The sequence below is a fragment of the Gemmatimonas aurantiaca T-27 genome (assembly GCF_000010305.1).
GTDB classification, from domain to species: Bacteria; Gemmatimonadota; Gemmatimonadetes; order Gemmatimonadales; family Gemmatimonadaceae; genus Gemmatimonas; species Gemmatimonas aurantiaca.
In genome coordinates this window covers 3,718,187-3,738,029 of record NC_012489.1, presented here as the reverse complement: position 1 = coordinate 3,738,029, position 19,843 = coordinate 3,718,187, and the positions used below count along the sequence as shown (strand labels likewise).

General features: G+C 64.4%; 17 protein-coding genes. 11 read left to right on the top strand and 6 right to left on the bottom strand.

Features of this window, described 5'->3' with window-relative positions; genetic code table 11:
* Positions 1–412: 412 nt before the first annotated feature.
* From GAU_RS16180 to GAU_RS16160, 5 genes are read left to right on the top strand one after another with little or no spacing between them, the layout of a single operon-like run.
* Positions 413–895: a protein-disulfide reductase DsbD domain-containing protein gene (locus GAU_RS16180; protein ID WP_015894977.1), complete on the top strand. Its 483-nt coding sequence runs from the start codon at positions 413–415 to the stop codon at positions 893–895.
* A 4-nt stretch (positions 896–899) separates the two neighbouring features.
* A complete protein-coding gene (locus GAU_RS16175) occupies positions 900–2,195 on the top strand; it encodes a TlpA family protein disulfide reductase (protein WP_041265616.1) in 1,296 nt (431 codons plus the stop codon).
* A gap of 43 nt (positions 2,196–2,238) precedes the next feature.
* A complete protein-coding gene (locus tag GAU_RS16170; protein ID WP_015894975.1) occupies positions 2,239–2,712 on the top strand; it encodes an OsmC family protein in 474 nt (157 codons plus the stop codon).
* Positions 2,699–4,123 (top strand): lanthionine synthetase LanC family protein, encoded by a 1,425-nt coding sequence (locus GAU_RS16165; RefSeq protein ID WP_015894974.1) that lies wholly within the window; start codon positions 2,699–2,701, stop codon positions 4,121–4,123. Before GAU_RS16170 ends, GAU_RS16165 begins: the two co-directional genes overlap by 14 nt.
* Positions 4,114–4,560, top strand: coding sequence for a nucleotide triphosphate diphosphatase NUDT15 (locus tag GAU_RS16160; protein ID WP_015894973.1), 447 nt, complete (start codon positions 4,114–4,116; stop codon positions 4,558–4,560). The genes GAU_RS16165 and GAU_RS16160 overlap by 10 nt, the downstream gene beginning before the upstream one ends.
* Before the next feature lie 39 nt (positions 4,561–4,599).
* Here the strand turns inward: GAU_RS16160 and GAU_RS16155 are convergent, their stop codons facing one another.
* Positions 4,600–5,649, bottom strand: a complete 1,050-nt coding sequence (locus tag GAU_RS16155) for a zinc-binding dehydrogenase (RefSeq protein WP_197526000.1) — start codon at positions 5,647–5,649, stop codon at positions 4,600–4,602.
* Positions 5,650–5,658: 9 nt separating this feature from the next.
* Positions 5,659–6,231: a hypothetical protein gene (locus GAU_RS16150; RefSeq protein ID WP_015894971.1), complete on the bottom strand. Its 573-nt coding sequence runs from the start codon at positions 6,229–6,231 to the stop codon at positions 5,659–5,661.
* Between the two features lie 179 nt (positions 6,232–6,410).
* Between GAU_RS16150 and GAU_RS16145 the strand changes: the two genes are divergently transcribed.
* Genes GAU_RS16145 through GAU_RS16135 form a run of 3 tightly spaced genes read left to right on the top strand, consistent with a single transcriptional unit; the run spans position 6,411 to position 9,008 of the window.
* Positions 6,411–6,977 (top strand): DUF1697 domain-containing protein, encoded by a 567-nt coding sequence (locus GAU_RS16145; protein ID WP_197525999.1) that lies wholly within the window; start codon positions 6,411–6,413, stop codon positions 6,975–6,977.
* A 46-nt stretch (positions 6,978–7,023) separates the two neighbouring features.
* Complete coding sequence (locus GAU_RS16140) at positions 7,024–7,605, top strand: hypothetical protein (RefSeq protein WP_015894969.1); 582 nt, start codon at positions 7,024–7,026, stop codon at positions 7,603–7,605.
* Positions 7,606–7,607: 2 nt separating this feature from the next.
* Positions 7,608–9,008 carry an NAD(P)/FAD-dependent oxidoreductase gene (locus tag GAU_RS16135; protein WP_015894968.1) on the top strand — a complete coding sequence of 467 codons (1,401 nt, stop codon included), beginning with the start codon at positions 7,608–7,610 and terminating at the stop codon, positions 9,006–9,008.
* Between the two features lie 44 nt (positions 9,009–9,052).
* On the opposite strand, the gene GAU_RS16130 is transcribed toward GAU_RS16135, so the two are convergent.
* The 3 genes from GAU_RS16130 to GAU_RS16120 all read right to left on the bottom strand — a co-directional run bounded on the left by GAU_RS16130 (position 9,053) and on the right by GAU_RS16120 (position 15,403).
* Complete coding sequence (locus GAU_RS16130; RefSeq protein ID WP_015894967.1) at positions 9,053–10,726, bottom strand: alpha/beta hydrolase-fold protein; 1,674 nt, start codon at positions 10,724–10,726, stop codon at positions 9,053–9,055.
* 76 nt (positions 10,727–10,802) lie between these two features.
* Positions 10,803–12,239 carry a RagB/SusD family nutrient uptake outer membrane protein gene (locus tag GAU_RS16125; RefSeq protein WP_015894966.1) on the bottom strand — a complete coding sequence of 479 codons (1,437 nt, stop codon included), beginning with the start codon at positions 12,237–12,239 and terminating at the stop codon, positions 10,803–10,805.
* Between the two features lie 2 nt (positions 12,240–12,241).
* Positions 12,242–15,403 carry a SusC/RagA family TonB-linked outer membrane protein gene (locus GAU_RS16120; protein ID WP_015894965.1) on the bottom strand — a complete coding sequence of 1,054 codons (3,162 nt, stop codon included), beginning with the start codon at positions 15,401–15,403 and terminating at the stop codon, positions 12,242–12,244.
* Between the two features lie 551 nt (positions 15,404–15,954).
* On the opposite strand from GAU_RS16120, the gene GAU_RS16115 reads away from it, so the two are divergent.
* Positions 15,955–17,529 carry an FMN-binding glutamate synthase family protein gene (locus tag GAU_RS16115; RefSeq protein WP_015894964.1) on the top strand — a complete coding sequence of 525 codons (1,575 nt, stop codon included), beginning with the start codon at positions 15,955–15,957 and terminating at the stop codon, positions 17,527–17,529.
* Between the two features lie 10 nt (positions 17,530–17,539).
* Here GAU_RS16115 and GAU_RS16110 read toward each other — a convergent pair whose 3' ends face one another.
* Entirely contained in the window at positions 17,540–18,142 is a 603-nt protein-coding gene (locus GAU_RS16110) for a YybH family protein (protein WP_015894963.1), read from the bottom strand.
* On the opposite strand from GAU_RS16110, the gene GAU_RS16105 reads away from it, so the two are divergent.
* Together GAU_RS16105 and GAU_RS16100 are read left to right on the top strand one after the other, a co-directional pair.
* Positions 18,132–18,833, top strand: a complete 702-nt coding sequence (locus tag GAU_RS16105) for a hypothetical protein (RefSeq protein ID WP_169307712.1) — start codon at positions 18,132–18,134, stop codon at positions 18,831–18,833. The genes GAU_RS16110 and GAU_RS16105 overlap by 11 nt on opposite strands.
* Before the next feature lie 373 nt (positions 18,834–19,206).
* Positions 19,207–19,809, top strand: coding sequence for a hypothetical protein (locus GAU_RS16100; RefSeq protein ID WP_015894961.1), 603 nt, complete (start codon positions 19,207–19,209; stop codon positions 19,807–19,809).
* Positions 19,810–19,843: the final 34 nt, after the last annotated feature.

Genomic DNA, 19,843 nt, shown 5'->3' with positions numbered 1-19,843 from the left:
GTCTTCGGTTGTCTTGTTGCTTGGTGTTGCTCTTTTGAGGTTAGTGTCGACCGGCCCGTGAAGTCAAGGGGGGCGTCATACAATTCGGCGTATGCCGCTTGACACGGCGTGACAAGCCACATTACGCTGCGTGAAGATATCCGACCGGTGGTTGCCGAGCGGACTGTCGATCACCCGAGCCCACGCTCACGTGTCGCATCGCGATGTCACCTGTTGTTGTCCCCGCTGTCGCGTGGTGTGCTGTCGCACACCGCACGTCGGGGGCTTGGTGACGTCCGTCTGTTCGGGCTAGTACGCGCATCGCACTCTTGCTGATCGCGTACAGTACGGCTTCGGCGCCCGCCCCTCATGCGAGGGGCGGGCGTTTTTCATTCAGGCCCCCGCATGTGTTCACCTCCATCATGGTGGTTTCATGTCGGTGTTGGCCTCCATCGCGCTGCTGATCGGCAGCAGCGTTTCTTTTCCGCCCACACAACCCGCTGAACGGGTGAAGTGGGCCATCACGCGCGTGACGCGCGCCGTGCGTGGTGATACGCAGTTTGTGGAGCTTGGCGCCCGGATCGATCCGGGTTGGCATGTCTATTCGCTCACCCAGGATCCGGACGGTCCGTTTCCACTGCGTGTGACGGTGCCTGCACCGACGGGTGCCGCCAGTGGTTGGACGATTGCCGGCGCGGTGAAAGGGCCGGCGCCCGAACGGCAGCCCACGTCGCCGTTTGGTATTCCCGTGGAGTGGTATAGCGGTGCGCCGCAGTTCTCCGTGCCTGTCGTGGCAACGCCCGGGAAAGGAGCGAACACCACAGCAGTTGTCCGCGTGCGCTACCAGGCTTGCAGCGACACGCTCTGCCTGCCCCCCAAGACCATCGAACTCTCAACGCGGCTTGCCGCACGGTGAACACATGACACATCGCACGAAGACTGTGCTGGCCGTTGCAGCGGGATTGCTCGGCGTGCACGGCACAACACTTGCCGCCCAGGCGCCGTCAGCGCTGACAGGACGTTGGGAAGGCACGTTGCACTACGATTCGCTCACGGTGGTCTTCCCCCTCACGTGGAGCACCACCGGTACGTCACGCGCCGTGCAACTCGCGCTGTACAATGGCACCGATTCGATCACGTCCACATCGGTGCGCGTCGTGCCGAAAGGCCGAGGAACGGCAGGCACGGTGAACACCGGTGATTCGGTCATCGTCGACTTTGCCCACCTGGCATCGCGGTTGCGCGGCACCCGCACGGCAGACGGTTTCGAAGGATGGTTCGGCAATCCGCGCCGGCGGGATTCGGTGCGGGTGACCGCACATCCCGGTCGCGCGCGTGTGGCGGCGTCGGGCAAGGCCCCGTCGATTGCCGGCACCTGGATCTTCCCCGTAGAAAGCTCCAAGGGCGAACGCGCGTGGCGTTTTGTCGCGCAGCAGTCGGGCGCCAATGTGACGGCTACCATCCTGCGGGTGGATGGTGACGCTGGCGCACATACCGGCACGTTTGCCGATGGACGATTCGCGTTGTCACACTTCGATGGCACGCGGCCTGGGCGTATCGATGTCGAACCCAATGCTGATGGTTCGCTGACAATTGTGCAGCGTTCTCCGCGTGGTGCGGCACGCCGGTATGTGGCATGGCGCGACGCTGACGCGCGGGCCCGCGGATTGGCCGAGCCGGCCGATGTGGCGACGCACACCTCCGTGCGTGATGCGCGTGAGACCTTCGCCTTCGACTTCAAGGACGTGAGTGGAGCGCGAGTCACGAACCGCGATGCGCGGTATGCGGGCAAAGTGGTGGTCGTGAATGTCACCGGCACCTGGTGCCCGAACTGCCACGACGAAGCGCCGTTCCTGTCGTCGCTCTATCGCAAGTATCGCGAGCAGGGGCTGGAGGTGGTGGCGCTGGATTTCGAGGAGACCGAAGAACTGCAGGATCTCTCCCGCCTCAAGGCGTTCGTGAAGCGCTACGACGTGGACTATGCCTATCTGGTGGCCGGTGAGCCCAAGGAGGTCACCGCCAAGCTGCCGCAGGCCGTGAATCTGAACACCTGGCCGGCCACGTTTTTCCTGGGACGTGACGGCACGGTGCGGGCGGTACGCACCGGTTTTGCAGCCAAGGCGAGCGGGGTGCACCACGAGACTTTGGTGGCCGAGTACGAAGCCATCGTGGAGGGACTGCTGAAGGAACCGGTGAGCGGCGCGAGCGGGCGCTGAACATTCGGTAGCGCACTCGGTGGCGGCGGAGTAGTGTGACCGTATGGCTCATCTCTACTCCGCCACCATCGAGTGGTCGCGCGGTGAGGCGCGATTCACCGACAATCGCTACAGCCGCGCACATCAGTGGCGCTTCGATGGCGGGGCTGTGGTGCCCGCGTCGTCCTCGCCGCAGGTCGTACGCATTCCGCTCTCCGATCCGTCGGGTGTGGATCCGGAAGAAGCCTTTGTCGCGTCGCTGTCGTCGTGCCACATGCTCTGGTTTCTGTCCATCGCTGCCGAACGTGGCTGGACCGTCGACAGCTATCTCGATGAAGCACAGGGCGAGATGACCAGGAACGAGCGCGGACAACTGGTGATGTCACGGGTGACGTTGCGCCCCGCCGTGCGATTTGCCGGTGACCCGCCCTCGGCTGCTGAAGAAGATGCCGCGCATCATGAGGCGCATGAATCCTGTTTTATCGCCAACTCGGTACGGACCGACGTGGTGGTGGAGGCAACGCATGGAACGCCGTGAATTGTTGAAGCACGTGCTGATGGGTTCCAGTCTGCTGGCGGCTCCGCGATGGCTGGCGGCATCGGAGTCCACGGCGTCTAGCGCTGTGCTGTCGGCGACGTCATCGGCCGAAGACTACCGGGCGGCGGCGCTGGCCGCCGAGCGATGGCTCAACAGCGTTGCGCAGCGCGAAGGGGACACTGTGCGATGGCCGGTGGATCCGCTCAAGCCCAAGGTCGTGGACCAGAGTCTCTACTCGGGGATGCCCGGCGTGGTGCTGTTCTATCTCGAACTGCATCACGCCACGGGCGACGCGCGCTACCTGCGTGAAGCGCAGAGCGGTGCGCGCGCACTGGTCGCCGCGTTGCCCCCGGAAGGAGTGGGCGCCGCTGGAGCGGGCCTGTATACCGGGCTCACGGGCATCGCCTACGTGTTGCAGCTCGTACAGGAGCGCGCACCGTTTGCGGCCGGTCAGACGGCACTCGCGCAGATCGCCGAACGTGTGCGCGGCAGCGCCTCGTGGAAAGGCGAGGCGGCCGTCTGGCAGGATTCCACGGATATCATTTCTGGTACCGCAGGTCTCGCTCTGGCCCTGGTGTGGCTGCAAGCGCGTGATCGTGCTTCCGCCTCACCATGGCGGGATTCCAGCCGGGTGTTGCGGGGGGCGGCGCGCTCACTGTTGGACGCCGGCGTCAGTGAAGGCAACGGAACCAAGTGGGCGATTTCGTCGTCGACCCCCCGCCGCTACCCCAACTTCTCGCACGGTACGGCGGGGGTGAGCTATACGCTGGCTACCCTGGCCATGCATCCCGCGCTCGCTGACGATCGGACGCTGCAACGGGCTGCTCGTGAAGGTGCGTTGTCGGGTGCGCGCTATCTCGATGGCATCACCACCACATCGCCAAGCGGTGCACGGAAGATCTTCCACTCCGAACCGGGCAATGAGTCGCTGTATTACCTGAGCTGGTGCCATGGACCGGCCGGCACCGGGCGTTTGTACCGGCAGCTCGAGCGTCTCACCGGTGATGCCACGTGGCGTCGTTATCAGCCAGCGCTGGCCAAGGCGATCGTCGAGAGCGGTGTCCCGGAACAACATCCTGATCGCTCGGGTTTCTGGAACAACATCTCGCAGTGTTGCGGCAATTGTGGCGTGGCCGAGTATTTCGTGGCGCGCCATGCGGCGACGCGCAGTGCCGATGATCTGGCGTTTGCGCAGCGGGTCATGGACGACGTGATCCGGCGTGCCACACCCGACGCGGGTGGACTCAAGTGGGTGCAAGCGGAAAATCGGACCAGCCCCGATGACGTCATTGCGCAGACGGGTTTCATGCAGGGGGCTGCGGGCGTGGGCATCGCATTGCTGCACATGGAAGGTGCGCTGCGTGAACGGAGGCCGCTGGTCGTACTGCCTGATTCGCCGTCGTGGACGTGACTGAATCGGCCGGTGCGCTGCAGCCCCGGATCGGGGTGGCGGTGATCATTCGCCGCGCCGATCGCGTACTGCTCGGCCGGCGTCGCAGCACCTCTCATGGCGACGGCGTATGGCAGTTTCCGGGCGGCCATCTCGAGTGGGGGGAGTCGGTGCACGACTGCGCGCGCCGGGAAACCCTCGAAGAAACGGGACTCGTGCTGACGGACACGCACGACGGTCCCTGGACCAACGATGTCTTTCCTGCGCAAGGCACGCAGCGCGGGCGTCACTACGTCACGCTGTTCGTGATTGCCGAGGCGCCTCATGGTGAGGCCGTGGTGCAGGAGCCGGACAAGTGCGATGGCTGGGAGTGGTTTCGGTGGGATGCACTGCCGACGCCACGTTTTCTCCCCATCGATCATCTGCTCGATCAGGGATTTGTGCTGCCGCCACGGTAGCGATGTTCGGCACCGTGAGACGGCATATCATCACCCGATCTACGGCAGAATAACGGTGCGCACCGGTGCGGCGTGACGATCGAGCGCGTCGAGCACCCCATTGATGGCGTCGGCGTCGAGTGGCACGGTGTTGGTGACGACGTGACGCAGATCGAGGTGTCCTGCGGCGGCCAGTGCCATCAGCTCCTCGAGCTCACTGCGCAGGTGATCGTTTGACCCGATCAGCTCTGCCTCGCGGCCAATGATGTCGCGGTAGCTGTCCACCGGCACGGCGACGTTGTTGAGCCCAACCACGGCAGCGCGGCCGAGGGGAGCGAGGGCCTTCAGGGACACCTGCACCGTGTCGACACTGCCCACCAGTTCGAGGGCCACATTCACACCGCGGCCGTTCGACGCATCACGAACGGCTGCCACGACCTGATCCACGGTGAGGTCCGCCGCCGACACCGGCGTTGCACCAAACTGCGCCGCCAGCGCGAGCTTTTTGGCATCCCGGTCCACGGCGATGACCTGCGACGCGCCCAGGTGAGTCGCCAACTGAATGGCCGACATGCCCAGTCCCCCCGCGCCGATGACAAGCACCGATTCACCGGGCTGCATCCGTCCTTTGCGCAACGCATGCAGCGACGTGGAAGACGAACACATCATGACCGCGCCATGCTCGTACGACACCGCATCGGGCAGTGGTACGGCGTTCCACGCTGGTACCACGATGTACTCGGCCCAGCCACCATTGGTGTAGTGGCCGAGCATGAGACCGGTCCGGCAGAACTGTTCGCGCCCGGCGAGGCAGTCATCGCAGGCGCCGCAGATCACGAGGTAGTGCAGCGCCACCCGGGCGCCGATCGCCAGCGTCGTGACATCCGAGCCGACGGCCGCGACTTCTCCGGCGATCTCATGTCCGAGGGTGAGCGGGAGCGGGTGCGCTGGTGAGCGACCGCTCCGATAGTGTGCATCCGAGTGACAGATGCCGGCGGCCCGCACGCGCACCAGCACGTCGTCGGGGCCCAGCGATGGTACCGGAACCTCATGAGACACGACCGGATCGCCCGCGCGCACCATCTGCACGGCCTTCATCGTCACCGGCATATCCACAGGCTATCGGCGCATCCGCGCTGACGAACGCGGCGGCGGCAACGTGCGCGGCCCCGGCGGCACATCCACGAGCGCGAGGCGCAGTTGTTCGACGCAGCGCTCCGCCGTTTCCAACGACGTGAAGCCTTCCCGTTCAAAGCCGAAGGGGTGCCAGTTCCACCCCGATTCGTTTTCGGCCGATACCAGGTGTGTTTCTTCCCACACCGGCTTCGGCGGCGGCGGCGCATGGCGCGGCCCACGTTCTGGTGCGTGATCACCGCGTGGAGCGATGACGCCGTGCCAGACGATGGCCAGCAACTGGCCACCAGCCTGCACTTCGCCACCCGCTCGCAGATAGGCCAGCGTCAGGGCCACAAGGCCAAGCTGGATGACGCAGCGTTCCGGCGCGCGCCGCAGCTCGGGCGGATCGGTGTCGAGTGTGACCGCGATCTGGTTCGCGATTTCGATCGCGCGTTCGGAGAGTTGCGTGAACTCGCGCGACGCGGCCGATTGCGCGCGATGTGTCACCAGAAACGCGCCCCGGTCAAATCCCAGGCGCGAATCGCGCACGAACTCAGGTGAAGCGTGTGGGATCATGCCGGTATCCTCCGGCAGTGTGCGATGCCAAGGTCACAAAATTGACGGATGGCATGGGGCCCGCGCGCGGTGGCAGGCCCGTGGCGGATGGGCAGCGACAATCGCTGACATCTCACCTTGGGAAAGCTAGACTGGTGGGACGTCGCGCACAACACGACACGGAAACCTCGCCCTTGGAAATGATGCCAGAGAGTCGATCGTCCCTCCAGATAGCGCTCCTGCGTGGTGTGAATGTGGGAGGTGGCAAGAAGGTGCCCATGGCGGAGCTCCGCGCCATTGCGGAGTCTCTCGGGTGTACCGACGTACGCTCCCTGCTCAACAGCGGCAATCTGGTGTACCGCACCCGCCTGAAACCCGATGCCGCAGCGCTTTCCCTGCATGACGGGATTCTCGATGTCCTGGGTGTGGATTCCCGGGTGTTTGTGCGCACGCCGGCACAGATGCGACAGCTACTGCAGGAAAATCCGATGCCGGAGGAAGCCCTCGACAACCCATCACGATTCGTGGTGACCGTGTGGAGTGCGGATGTCACGCCGGCGGATCTTCGGTGCATCGCCGAGGCGCCGACGGTGCGCGAGCGGTTCCTGGTGGGCGCGCATGCGGCGTACCTGTGGTTCCCCGATGGCATGTCGGCGAGCACCGTGTACGAGAAGGCGACGCGCGGTCTGGGGGACCGGATCACCGCACGCAACTGGAACACGATGCAAAAGCTGCTGACCATGGCCACGGACGTCGCGGGCCCCTGAGTTTCGGTTCTTCCGCCGTGGGCATTGGTGCTGACAGATTCTCGCGATGCTCACTCCCGGACTCTGGACCGCACCCGCGGAAGCGCCCTGGCGGGCGGCCCTCGACGCGTATCCTGCGGTGGTCGCCCTGCAGCCTCCCGCGCGGCTTGTGGAGCTGGACACGTGGTATCGTGGCACGTTGACGTCCGACGTGCAGGCGAGAACGCCGCGACTGGTGACGCAGGAAGAACTGGTGCGCCTCACCGAATGGAAGATGACGCGTGGAGTGTGGCGAGGCCCCAATCTCACGTTGGTGCGCAGCAATACGCCGGACGCCGTGCACGATGCCGGGGTGTTGGCTGCCACGCATATCACGCAGCTCAGCAAGGCCATTGGCGCCTACACGACACTGGCCGGTGTGGGGCCTGCCACGGCCTCTGCGGTGCTCGCTCTCGTGGCACCCGATCGCTATCCCTTCTTCGATGAGTTGGTCGCCGCACAGGTGGAGGAACTCGGTCCAGTGGCGTGGAGCACCACCTACTATCGGCGTTACGCCGCAGCACTGGTCGAGCGCGCGTCACAACTCGGTGCTGGATGGGACGCCGTGATGGTCGAGCGTGCGCTCTGGGCCAATGGGGCGTCGACGTGAGCATGCCGGTGCAGGCGAGTGCGGTGATCTGCGGGGCCGGTATCGCGGGCATTGCGGTGGCCCATGCCCTGGCGGTGCAGCAGGGGTGGCGCGACGTGGTGCTGGTGGACGAACGGCCGCCACTCTCGCTGACCAGTGACAAGTCCACCGAGGCGTATCGCAATTGGTGGCCCGGGCCCGACGATGCCATGGTGCGGTTGATGAACCGGAGTATCGACCTGCTGGAATCGTGGGCCGATGCCTGTGGCAATCGTTTCCATCTCAACCGCCGCGGGTATCTCTACACCACCGCCGACCCGGTGCGCGCTCAACGGTTCGAAACGGAAGCGGCCCTCGCCGCGGCGCAGGGCGCCGGTCCCGTGCGAGTGTATCGGACACGCGCTGAAAGCGAGTCCTACCTGCCTTCCCGGCACCGTGGGTACCACGATCATCCGGAGGGCGCCGATCTCTTTCTGGACCGCGACGCCATTCGCCACTGGTTTCCCTGGCTCGCACCGGACATCTGCGGCGTGCTGCATGCGCGGCGCTGTGGCTGGTTCAGTGGCCAGCAATTGGGCATGCACCTGCTCGAGGAAGCGCGTGAAGCGGGAGTCGTGCTGGTGGAAGGCCGCATCACCGATGTTGCCTTCGAACCCGATCACGATCACGCGCGTGTCGCCGGGGTTGCCGTGCGTGATGCGCAGGGCATCGAGCAGCGCATTGCCACCTCCCACTTTGTAAATGCCGCCGGTCCTCATGCTCGGCAGGTCGCGCGGATGGTGCAGAGCGATTTGCCACTGTTCTCGGAAGCGCATTACAAGGTGGCCATCGAGGATGTGCACGGCGCGCTGGATCGAGATACGGGACTCGTCATTCTGGACGATGTGCAACAACTCCGGTGGGCTGATGACGAGCGCGAGGAGCTTGCGGCATCTGACGAAACGCGCCGCTTCATCGAGGTCATGCCGGCAGGCATTCATCTGCGCCCCGAGGGGTACGGTGCGTCGAAGACCGTGCTGATGCTGTGGGACTATCACGGCGATCACCGATTCGATGAACCGGAGTTTCCGATGCCGGATGATCTCAGTTATGCCGAAATCGTGCTCCGAGGCATGGCCGCACTAGTGCCGGGATTCGCGCAGTATGTCGATCGCCTGCCGTCGATGTATGTCGACGGTGGCTACTACACCAAGACCGCCGAGAACAGGCCGCTGATTGGTGCGTCAGGTGCACAAGGCGCCTATGTGTGTGCTGGCTTTTCGGGGTTTGGCCTCATGGCCGCACCCGCAGCGGGTGAAATACTCGCGCAACTCATGGCTGGTGAAGCGGTGCCCTCACATGCGGCCGCATTCCGTCCCGACCGATATGAGGATCCGGCCTATCGTGCGCGGGTTGCCACGTGGGGTGGCACCGGGCAGTTGTAGCAGCAATCGCCGCCACTCCATCCGGTGCCGTTCCCCGATGGTTGTTACTGCCGCGTCGCGCCCTTCTTCACCTGCGCGTCCATCATGCGCAGCAGCTCCTGGTTGCTCCATGGCTGCCAGCCGTGTGGCTTGAGCGGTCGACCATACTCGAACTTGCCACCGTAATACGGCCCCTTGCCTGGCTGCTTCGTGCTCTCGAGGAATGTCTCGAAGCGATACACGCCGAGGTTGAGGAAGTAGTTGTCCATGTCACCGACGGCCACGTGCAGCTTGCCCACCAGCTTGGGGCCAATGGTCGACCAGTTCCTCTCCACGTAGTCGCGCAGGTCGTAGCCCTTGGCGCGCATGGCTTCGGCCACGCTGTGATCGATCACGCCGGTACGCTTGTCCCAGAGCGGCTTGGGATATCCGTCGGCGCCCACTGGGGCCCACGCCGCCTGCCACCCATCCCACTGGCCACCAGAGCGGCCGCGTGACGCGACCACCATTTCGGCCTGATTCTCTTCGCGCATGCTCAGCTCCATCATGCCTTCCGGGCTTCGGCTCGAGGGAATTTCCCGCGACAGCCACGCCCCGTCACGGCGCTCGAAGGCATTGGAGTCGGCGTAGATGTTGCCGAACTGGTAGTTCCGGAAATCGAGCTGATCGGGATACAGCGACCACGCGCCGCCGAACACATCGGGGTAGTGGATCTGTAGGCCGAGCACATCCCAGCCACCCGTCGAGCCACCGGTGAGCATACGCGCATGTCCCGAGGCGACGGTACGATAGCGGCGATCGATCTCGGGGATGAGTTCCTTGGTGATGGCGTCGCCGTAGGGGCCGTTGTTGGCGGAATTGAGTGCGTAGCTGTCGTCGTAAAACGGCGTGGGGTGCTGGATGAACACGGCGATGAACTCTGGCACCTTGCCGGTGGTCCACGCCTGCTGGAATTCACATCCCGGTTCACGGGCACTGCGCGCGAGACGGATGGTGCGGGCTTCGGCGGTTTCCGGGCGATCGCAGCCCTCGAACGTGAAGCCAAAGGGCGCACGGTCGTTGAAGTGGCCGATGGTGTACACCACCGGATAACGCTTGGCGGTGTTCTGCGCGTACCCCTTGGGCAGCAGCACCACGGCGCCCACTGTCATGTCATGATTCCAGAACGCGCTGACGAGTTTCGACTTCATCGTGAAGCGCTGCACCCATTCCGTGTCAGCGGTCTTCTTCACTGGCGGCAACACCCGGTCGGCCGACAATGTGATGCGGGCGGCGCCATCAACGCGCACCTTCTGTACCGCGCTCACGATGGTCCCCGGTGCGTCGTTGTAGCGCTGGCCTTCCCATTGGTCCATATGTGCCCAGATGGTGTGGCCATCGGCCCGAGCAAACCGGGTGTAGGGCACGACAATGCCCTGCACGAAGTACTCGCCGGCTGGCAGCTCCTTGAGCGACGCAAAGGGAAACCCCAGCGTGCTCTGATCGATCGTGGCCGAGGCACCGGGTGCCAACTGCTCTACGTCGACGCCAAGGAACTGTTCACTGCCGCGGCGGGCGCCGGCCTGCAGACGCGGCTCGGTGCGATCGGTACGGGCGATGTAGACAAACGCACGTCCGGTGATGGGCGTGGCGCTGGCAGTCGCCGGAAACGAAATGGCAAACGTCTGGGCGTGTGTGAAGCTCGGCGTCAGCAGGAGGCCCGTGACCGCGGCGAGTACACGAAAGGAGGGAAGTCGCATGTGACGAATCTATGCGACCTCCCTCCTTTTGCGCGGCCCGCTCGTCAGCGCTGCCTCAATACCGGACTAACACCACTCAGTTCGCGGTGTACGCGGGGCACGCAAGCGACGTCACGCCGGCCCGAATACGGGCGAGGCACTCGGCCTGTGGCACCACCTGATTGTTGGTGAGCTGGAAGTTCACACCGCTGAGCGGCAGCGTGGTCAGTCGGCCGAAACGGCGCACATCCACCCAACGATGCCCCTGCAACAGTAGTGAGAGACGCCGCTGCTGCAGCAACTCGGTGATGAAATCATCCGTCGATGCAAACGCGCCACGTGCCGCGAGGCCGCCACTGATCGTGCGCACCGCGTTGATGTCTTCGAGCGCCCCAGTGGTGTTGCCGGTGAAGTACCGCGCCTCCGCACGCAGCAGGATGAGTTCTTCGTTGTCGATGATCGGGATGCCACTGGTCAGCGCCGGGTATGCCTGGAATCGCAAATCGGTGGGTGTGTTCGATTCGGCAGGCACACGCAGCGGCTGCCCGGTGAGAATCTTGGTCACATACCGACGGTCGGTGAGGCTGACCGTGCCATCGTCACGGATGGACGGATGGGCATACAGGTTCGCGTTGTTCGATGACAGACCATTCGATGCATCACCGCTCACATTGCCGTAGAAGTACTGTGGCCCCCGCTTGAGGTTGCTGCGATCGGCGGCGAGGGGTTGCAGGAACGATCCCTCCAATGCGTCGAGCGCACTCTGGTACAGCGCCGGATTGCGCGACGCCAGCGAGGCCCGGTACACCTGCACGCGGGCCTTGAGCGCCCGGTTGTACGTGGCGTAGGTCGCAGGGTTGTCGAAACCACCGTACCCGATACCGGTGCCCGTCGGCAGCGTGAACGGGAACGCCGTGCTGCCGGCCTGCCGGAGCTGCGCGAACCCTTCATCCAGGCGCGCGGCGACGTAGGTGTACACCGAATCTCGCGATACAAACGGTGCCAGATCGTTGGCCGCCGGCAGGATCTCGATCACCGCGCCGAGGTTGTGCCGCGACAGGATGATGTACAGCAGGTTGAGTGATTCGGTGGTCAGGCCAAATCCCTTCGCCGCCGCTTGCTGCGCTGGTGTCAGCGAGGTGGCTTGCGAGGCCGTCTGCAGGAAGATGTTGACGTTGCGCAGATTGGCGTAACGATCGGACCAGCCGCCAGTGGACTGCCCGGACGGATCACTGAAGTTGAGATAAAACGACGTGACCGAGCGGCTTTCCGTGGGTGAGATGCTGAACAGCTCGCGTCCGAACTGACCACTGCCACTGATGAAACCGGAAATGCTGCTCCGTTCACCGGCCACGAGTCCCGTGGCCCCCAGACGCAGTGCCTGCGCCGGGTCGGTGGCCAGTGCACCCGGCGTGGGCTTGTTGGGGTTGGTGAGTTCACTGGCGCTGCAGGCCGCCAGTGCGGCGGTGAGCGCAATCGGGAACAGCGAAAGAGCGTGACCGAAGCGACGCTTCGGTGTTGAAAGCGTGCGCATGATCAGTACGTGAGATCGAAGGTCAGGTGGAACGAACGCGCGCCGGGATACGGAGCGGTGTCGATGAAACGATTGAGGTTCTGGTTGCCGAAGTTGTTGAACTCGGGGTCGTAACCCCAGTAGTCCGAGATCAGCAGCAGGTTGCGGGCGCGCACGGCCACATTCAGAGTCGAGGCACGGAAGACCTTGGCCAGGCGCTCCGGTGCATCCAGCGTGAGCGCGACTTCACGCACGCGGAAGTACGAGCCGTCCTGCAGGTACACACGCGCATCCGAGCCGCCACTCCATGAGCGGAAACGGAAATCGCCAAGCCCCAGCACGGTGGACGGCACGTTGCCCAGCGTCGATGCCGGCGTGCCGCGTGGCACGTTGGACGACGTGATGCCCGTGGTGAAGTCGCGGCTGTTGCCCCCTTCGTCGTACAGCTTGGTGGTGGTGTTGGCCACATCACCGCCGTGACGCCAGTCGGCCGTGGCGCTCAGACGCACGCGGCGCCAGCGCAGCGAGTTCTCGAAGAACATCTGGAAGTCGGGGTTCGCATTACCGATCACCGTGTCCACACGCGCCGCGATGGCGGTGGGATTGGTGACGTACGATCCCACGGGCAGAATGCGTCCTGAGGCGTCAACGGGCACGTTGCCCCAGATCTCACTGCTCTGATGGCCCTGCGTGATGCGATTGCGGCCGAACGAAGCATTGAAGCTGCTCGCCGGCGAGAAGGGTGGCACCGACTCGGGCAGGTTGGTCACCAATTCGTTCTTGCGCTGGAACGTCACGCGCGAGTCGAGTGAAAACGAGCGGGTCTGCAGGGGCGTGCCATTGAGCGCCAGTTCGACACCCTGATTGCGCAGCGCACCGGCATTGATGACCAACGTGCCGTAGCCCGAAGACGGCCTGGCTGGCGGCTGCAGCAGCAGGTCGGTGATGGTGCGACGGTACAGTGTGCCTTCAAATCCGAGACGGCCGCCAAACGCCCGCAGATCGAGTCCACCGCTGACTTCCGTCAGCGTCTCAGGCGTGATATCCGGGTTGCCGATGATCGATGACGCCTGGACACTCGGCTGCCCCTGCACGATGCCGCCGGCATCGAGCGTCTGGTTTCGATCGCCGAAACGTGGACGATTGCCGGTCTGCCCCCACCCGGCGCGCAGCTTGAGTTCGTCCACGCCCGACACCGGCGCGAGGAAACGATAGGCGGCCGACGCCCGTGGGAAAACGAAGAACCGCTCCGTGTCACCGTTGGCGCTGGAGCGATCGGCACGCAGGCCGGCGTTCAGCACCAGTCGTTCGTCGAAGGCGAGCAACTGTTCACTGACGAATACGGCTTGATCGCGGAAGCGGGTCATGCCGTGTGACGCCGAGAGCGTGCCCTGGCTGGCCAGCTCGGACCCCGGCGTGAGACCGCGGCCGATCAGTGCATAGTTGTTCACCGACTGCTGTTCGACGCTGCCACCCACCGAGGTATTGAACGTCACACCACCAGGCGCGAAGGTCCACGACGCCGTGGGTTGCAGGTTGTAGTTGAGTCCATCCACCGTGGTCTGTTCCGACGTACCGAACAGGTTGTTGCGCCCTTCGTACTGCAGGAAGCCCGGCGAATAGAGGCGGCCGGCCTGCTGGTAACGGTCAAAGCCCGACAGCACACCAAGCGTCACACGATGGCGCGCCGACTGCACCGGCGTGTAGGTGAGGTTGGCGCTGCCGATCTGTCGCCATACGTCCTGCGAGTAGTCGAGATACTCGTAGGTCTCGAACGGATTGGATGCCGCAAACCCACCACCGAAGATGGGATTGCGCACATAGCCACCCGATGCCGTGCGCTCACGCAGATCGAACACCCCCGGCGTGTAGGCAAACGCATACACCGGGCTAGTGAACGAATTGTCGTTGTTGGCGAGGCCGCGCCGGAGGAAGTTGCGGATCACGCCCAAGCTCACCGTGAGGTTCACGTCCGGCGAAATGGTCTGATCGAGATTGAGACGCAACGACTGCAGTCGCGCGGCATTGTTCACCGCGATGCCTTCTTCGTTGCGCTGCGTGGCCGAGGCGAAGTACTTGGTGGCCGAGGTACCACCCGACACCGAGATGGTGGTTTCGTACGACGGCTGCCGGTTGCGGAAAAATTCGCGCTCGAGATCGATATTGGCCTCGGCGGGAATCACGCCCGTGGGGAAACGGCTGTTGAGATACGCCTGCGACGCCGCGTTGGTCGTGGCGCCGTACCGCAGCGCGAGCACTTCGCTCACGTTGCTGTAGTTGCGGGCACCGAGATATCGCAGCGGACTCGCCGTGCCCACCGACTGACGCACCGCAATGCGTGGCGCGCCCGCGCTGCCGCGTTTGGTGCGGATCACGACCACGCCATTGCTGGCGCGTGAGCCGTAAATGGCGGTCGCCGATGCGTCCTTCACGATTTCGATGCTTTCGATTTCGGCGGGATTGATGTCGGCCAGGCGATTCACGTTCTGGTCCTGGCTGGTGCCGCCGCGTGTCACGGTGGAGGCGCCGGCCGAGTAGGCGTCATTCGACGAGATCACGCCGTCGATGACCACCAGGGGCTCACCACTCCCGAGAATGGAACTCGTGCCGCGGATCTGGATCTGACCACCACCACCGGGGGCGCCGGTGTTCATGTTCACGCTGGCGCCCACGATCTTGCCCTGCAGCGCCTGTTCGATGGACTGCGCGGGCGCACGGGTGACTTGCTCGGCGGATACGTTGGCCGTGGCGGTGGTGGCGCGTTGACGGGCGACATCGGAGGCGGAGCCCACGATGGTGATTTCGCCAAGGGACAGCGCCTGCGGTTCGAGCACCACATCGAGTGTGGAGACTTCGGCCGCGACACGGAGTTCGCGTGCGGAGAAACCGATGGCGCGTACGAGAATCGTGGCGGCCGATGCAGGCAGCGTCACGGTATAGCGCCCCGCTTCGTCGACGCGAGACGTGCCGCCGCCCGTGACGGCGATGGTCGCGAAGGTGATCGGACGGCCGGTGCCATCCTTCACGACGCCGGTCACGCGGCGTTGTGCCTGTGCGCCGGTCGTGCTGGCAGCAGCGCCACCCCGGGGCGATTGTGCCGTCAGTGCCGCGTGAGGTGTGAATGTCAGCAAGCCGGCGGCCAACAGCGCCAACCGACGTGAAAGAACAGGATCCTGCAGGCCCATCGGAACTCCAGCAGAGAATGGAGGGGAGATCCGGGGGTGACGTGAAGGACGTCGGACGTGCGGGAACCGCAATGCACGAAGGTCCACCCCCGGGGTACGTGGGGGTGGACCTTGGAGAACGAAGCCGAATGATCTGTCCGTCAGTGACGGCGAGTGTTCCGGTCGTGCAGGTGCCTCCCCCGGTGCTTACAGCACGAGGGACAGCAACACGTGAACAGGACCGGGGTCAGCGACATGAACGGGGCTCAAAGGGGGACATGTGCGTTCGGGATGACCGCACCGCAAAACAAAAACGCCCGACTCGGAAACGAGACGGGCGGCATGCCAGGATCACCGGTGACGGAAACAATCCGTCAGTGGGAAATAACCTGGGTCAGCACACTCCGCCTGCAACGGCACCGCGGCGACAACACGCGGCACGCACGGCGACACACGGACAGTGTGGGGCCGGGAGCAGGGAGATGGAGGTGCGCAGGGACGCGAACATGCAGGGAACTGTAGTGGAGTGTGCCGGATCGGGTCAATGGCGAGCCGAATGTGTAGAATAGACCATGCGCATACTCTTTCTCTCCCTGTCCGCGCTGGTCGTGGCGCTTGTCGCCGGGCTGTCGTTCCTGTGGCAGCCGATCCTCTGGTCCTATGTGATCATCCTGCCGGCCATCGGTCGTGGCGTCGTCGACATGCTGCAGACCAAGCAGGCCATCCGTCGTAACTTTCCGCTGATCGGGAATGCGCGATACCTGATGGAAATGATCCGTCCCGAGATCAACCAGTACTTCGTCGAATCCAACAGCGACGGCAAACCGTTCAGTCGCAACGATCGCTCGGTGATCTATCAGCGCGCGAAGGGTGATCTGGACACGCTGCCCTTTGGCACGCAGAAGGACGTGTACGAAACCGGCTACGAGTGGATCAACCACTCGCTCGCACCGGTGCATCCCGATCCGGCGGAAGCTCGTGTCCTGATCGGTGGTGCCGACTGCAAGCAGCCGTACTCGGCCTCGATTTTCAACGTGTCGGGGATGAGCTATGGCTCGCTCAGCAAAAATGCCGTGCTGGCACTCAACGCGGGTGCCAAGATGGGCAACTTCGCCCACAGCACCGGTGAAGGGGGATTGAGTCCGTACCATCTCGAGCCTGGTGGTGATCTCGTCTGGCAGATCGGCACCGGGTACTTCAGTTGCCGTGACAAGCAGGGGCGCTTCAATCCGGATGCATTTGCGGAACGTGCGGCGCTGCCGAACGTGAAGATGATCGAGATCAAGCTCTCGCAAGGCGCCAAGCCTGGGCACGGTGGCATCCTGCCTGCAGCGAAGCTCACGCAAGAGATCGTGGATATTCGTGGCGTGGAGCCTGGCCATGACGTGATTTCACCGCCGGCACATTCGTCGTTCCGCACACCGCTCGAGATGGTGCACTTCATCAAGAAGCTGCGCGATCTGTCGGGTGGAAAACCCATCGGCTTCAAGCTGTGTGTGGGCAAGCGTCACGAGTTCCTGGGCATCGTGAAGGCCATGCTCGATACCGGCATTCTCCCCGACTTCATCACCGTGGACGGCGGTGAAGGTGGCACCGGCGCGGCCCCGATCGAGTTTTCCGATTCAGTGGGCACACCGCTCAACGAAGGGTTGTCGTTCGTGCACAACGCTCTCGTGGGTACCGAGCTGCGTGATCACATCAAGGTGATTGCCTCGGGCAAGGTGAATACCGGTTTTGCCCTGGCCACGAAGGTGGCGCTGGGCGCGGATGCCTGTAACGCGGCGCGGGCGATGATGATCGCACTGGGATGCATCCAGGCGCTGCGCTGCAACAGCAATGCCTGTCCCACGGGTGTGGCCACACAGGATGCGGCTCTGGTGAACGGTCTGCATGTGGGCGACAAGTCGCAGCGTGTGGCGCGCTATCACCGTGAAACCGTGAAGAGCTTCATGGAGGTGCTGGGGGCGACAGGATTGGCACGCCCGCGCGACCTCAAGCCCTGGTTCATCATGAAGCGGGTGAGCGCGATGGAAATCCGCAGCTACGCGGACATCTATCCTCACCTCGAACCTGGTCAGTTGTTCCGGAATCCCGAGACGACGGGCATGTCGCGCGCGTGGGCGCAGGCGAGCGTGGCGCAGTTCTGATGACGGACCATCAATGACGGTGGACCATCGCCGCAGCCGTGTCCGCTGGTCGTGATGCGGCTGGCGATGGTCCCGGGGCCGTGCTTTCAGGGGTGTCCGAGAGGTGCTCCTGTACGATCATCCACCGCCCGTTCTGATTGCGCCACAACATGGTCCATGCGCCACTCACGGTGTGTGGTGTGTTCCGCGGCGTGGTGTGTGGAATGCTGTACGTCAATGTCATCACGACCGCGTCGCGTGTGATCACATCCACGTATGTGGAGCCCAGGACAAATTGCGGCGCGCGCATGTTCTGCCCCACACGTTCCCAGAAGCCGCGGATTTCGCCCGCGAGCGTGTCGCGCGTGGTCGTCACGTGTCCCGCGACGCCGGAAATGACACGTCCGCTGTCGGGGTAGAGTGCCAGCAACCGATCGGCAGCCCCCGGTGCCGAGAAGTCGTAGGCGCGCGTGATGAGCCCGCTGAGGCTGTCGGCGATGGTGCGACGTGCAGATGCGGAGACCTGTGACTGGTCTGCGCAGGCCGTGGTCACGAGGAGCAGCAGCAGCCACGGCCATCGCAGAGCCGTGCACCACGATGTCGGAGCCAACCGTGACGACGGTGTGGCTGTCATCACCACAGGGTGGGGAATTGGCCGCTGTCGACGCGACTTTTCATCGGACGAATGCATCATGACGAACTCTGTGATCGCGGGATTGTTTCTGACACTCGGCGTTTCCAACGCGGAACTCCTCGCACAAGCGGCACCGCCGGTTTCACCTGCGTCGTTGACTATTGAATTGGCTGGTGGCTCGTCCTTCGAACAGCGCGGTCGGGAGCAGCTCGATCGACTGCTGGTGGCGTACGACCTTTCCCCATGGCTATTCACCCGTACGGTGCGGATTCAGTCGCGGGTGGTGCCCCACAGCCATCCGGTACTGACGGTCAACACCGCCTACCTGGCGAATGATACGGCGCAACTGGCGACTTTCCTGCACGAACAACTGCACTGGTGGTTCGCCGGCCGGCAGGCTGCCACCGATGCGGCGATGGGAGAACTGCAGCAACTGTACCCCGACGCACCGGACGGACCGCCGCTGGGCGCCCGGGATCGACAGAGCACCTATTTGCATTTACTCGTGTGTCTGGGGGAGTTCGACGTGGTTCGTCAGTTGTTCGGCGAGGCGGTGGCTCGCCGGACCCTCGCCGCCTGGCAGCACTACCCCTGGGTCTATCGCGAGGTGCTCGAACGGCAGGCGCCGATTCGGGCGATCCTCGACCGCCACAGCCTCACAATTCCGGGTACGATGGGGGCGGTGCGGTAGCTCGGCGGCGGTAATGCTGAGTTCGGATGACGACATCAATGACATCAAAGGAGGACGCCTCTCGTCCTCTGCTGGGGACGGCGCAACTGGCACTTGGCGCGGTTCCACCTGCGCCACGAGCAATTCACCGACTGGTGCGGGAATTGCAGGGCTAGACTTGTTGCACGGCACCCTTTCTCGGTGACGAAGCGCATCATCTCCCGTGTCCGCCCGGACACACCGCCCACGGCCAGATCGGCCCGAGGTTCGCATGCGAGCACTGTGGCAAAGTCAGAGCTTTCGGCTTCCGACACGTCGTCGTGCCTGGGTTGCGCTCTTCGGTGCGACGGCCGCGCTGGGGATGGCGGGCTGTGGGGGGGAGGAGTCCGGGGCGATGACCGCTGACCTGGAGCGTGATCTCCAGATGGCGGTCAACGCCCAGCGGCCACGCACCGGCATTGTGTCGGCGCTCGAGGGAGGGCGTCCAGGCTCCCCGAGTGGGGATCAGCGCGGGCGACGGGAGGCGGTGGCCACCCGACGTCAGGCCCCGCGGCCTGCCCCACAGGCCGAAGAGCAGGAAGTGGCGGTGGCACCGGTGGTCGACGAGGCGCCCGCTCCGGCGATGGTCGTGGCAGAGCAGGTCGAGCCCACGCCAGCCCCGGTTCCGGAACCGGAAACGCGTGCTCCAGCCCCGGTGGGCATTTCGTATCCGACGGACGGCGGGCCTTCGGCCGGCAGCGCCTCCGATGAAGGTGAGGGGCGTCGGGGTACGGAGGGCATGGGCCGTGGCCGTGGCGGCGGCGTGATCATTCGGGGCGGTGGGGCGGGTGAGGACCACTGTGAAGAGCATGATCGCCGGCGTGGCGGGCGTCGTGGCATGCCACCGGTTGGCATGCCGGGCACGGGCATGGGCGGTGTGATTGGCGGCGTGATCGGTGGAGTCATTGGCGGCACGATCGGCGGCAACATGCCCCGTGGACGGTACCCGAGGTACTGATCGGCGGTTTGCCCGGTGAGGGTCAGGGCCTGCT